The sequence below is a fragment of the Acinetobacter sp. CY17 genome, assembly GCF_059515825.1.
This window is the reverse complement of record NZ_JCAKMX010000059.1, coordinates 1-1,373: the sequence shown is the minus strand read 5'-3', so window position 1 is coordinate 1,373 and position 1,373 is coordinate 1. Positions and strand designations below refer to the sequence as shown.

General features: G+C 44.8%; 1 protein-coding gene. It reads right to left on the bottom strand.

What is annotated here, in order from left to right; genetic code table 11:
* The coding region (locus AC5YCI_RS16245; RefSeq protein WP_496175939.1) for an Ig-like domain-containing protein at positions 1-1,373 on the bottom strand (1,373 nt) is incomplete at both ends.

Genomic DNA, 1,373 nt, shown 5'->3' with positions numbered 1-1,373 from the left:
CATTTGGCTTGGTTGCATTACCTGCTTGATCAGTTGCCACAACATCAAGCTTTTCACCATTGCTATAAGCCTTGTCTAGACTCACGCTGTACTTGCCAGTTGCATCTGCTATCGCAGTGCCAATGACTTTACCGTTATAGCTAACTTTGACTGTCGCACCAGCTTCGGTTGTTCCTGTCACTGTCTTGTTATCTGCACCCAATACTTGCGTTAAGCTTGCTGGCGCTGTGGTATCAGGCGCTGTAATCGTATTTGGCTGGGTTGCATTACCTGCTTGATCAGCAGAAACAATATTTAGCTTCTCACCATTGCTATACGCTTTATCCAAAGTAATGCTGTACTTACCATCAACATTTGCCACAGCAGTTCCGATCACTTTACCGTTATAGCTAACTTTGACTGTCGCACCAGCTTCAGTGATACCTGTCACTGTCTTGTTATCTGCACCCAATACTTGCGTCAAGGTCGCAGGTACTGTCGTATCAGGCGCTGTAATCGTATTTGGCTTGGTTGCATTACCTGCTTGATCAGCAGAAACAATATTTAGCTTCTCACCATTGTTATACCCTTTATCCAAAGTAATGCTGTACTTACCATCAACATTTGCCACAGCAGTTCCGATCACTTTACCGTTATAGCTAACTTTGACTGTCGCACCAGCTTCGGTGTTACCCATCACTGTCTTATTATCTGCACCCAATACTTGCGTCAAGGTCGCAGGTGCTGTCGTATCAGGCGCTACAATTTCATTTGGCTTGGTTGCATTACCTGCTTGATCAGTTGCCACAACATCAAGCTTTTCACCATTGCTATAAGCCTTGTCTAGACTCACGCTGTACTTGCCAGTTGCATCTGCTATCGCAGTGCCAATGACTTTACCGTTATAGCTAACTTTGACTGTCGCACCAGCTTCGGTTGTTCCTGTCACTGTCTTGTTATCTGCACCCAATACTTGCGTTAAGCTTGCTGGCGCTGTGGTATCAGGCGCTGTAATTGAATTTGGCTTGGTGCTGTTATTGGCTGTGTCCGTTGCAATAACCTCAAAATGCTCACCATTGTTATACGCTTTATCCAAAGTGATGCTGTACTTACCATCAACATTTGCCACAGCAGTTCCGATCACTTTGCCATTGTAGCTAACTTTGACTGTTGCACCAGCTTCAGTGATACCTGTCACTGTTTTGTTATCTACACCCAATACTTGCGTTAATCTTGCTGGCGCTGTGGTATCAGGCGCTGTAATTGCATTTGGCTTGGTGCTGTTATTGGCTGTGTCCGTTGCAATAACCTCAAAATGCTCACCATTGTTATACGCTTTATCCAAAGTGATGCTGTACTTACCATCAACATTTGCCACAGCAGTTCCGATCACT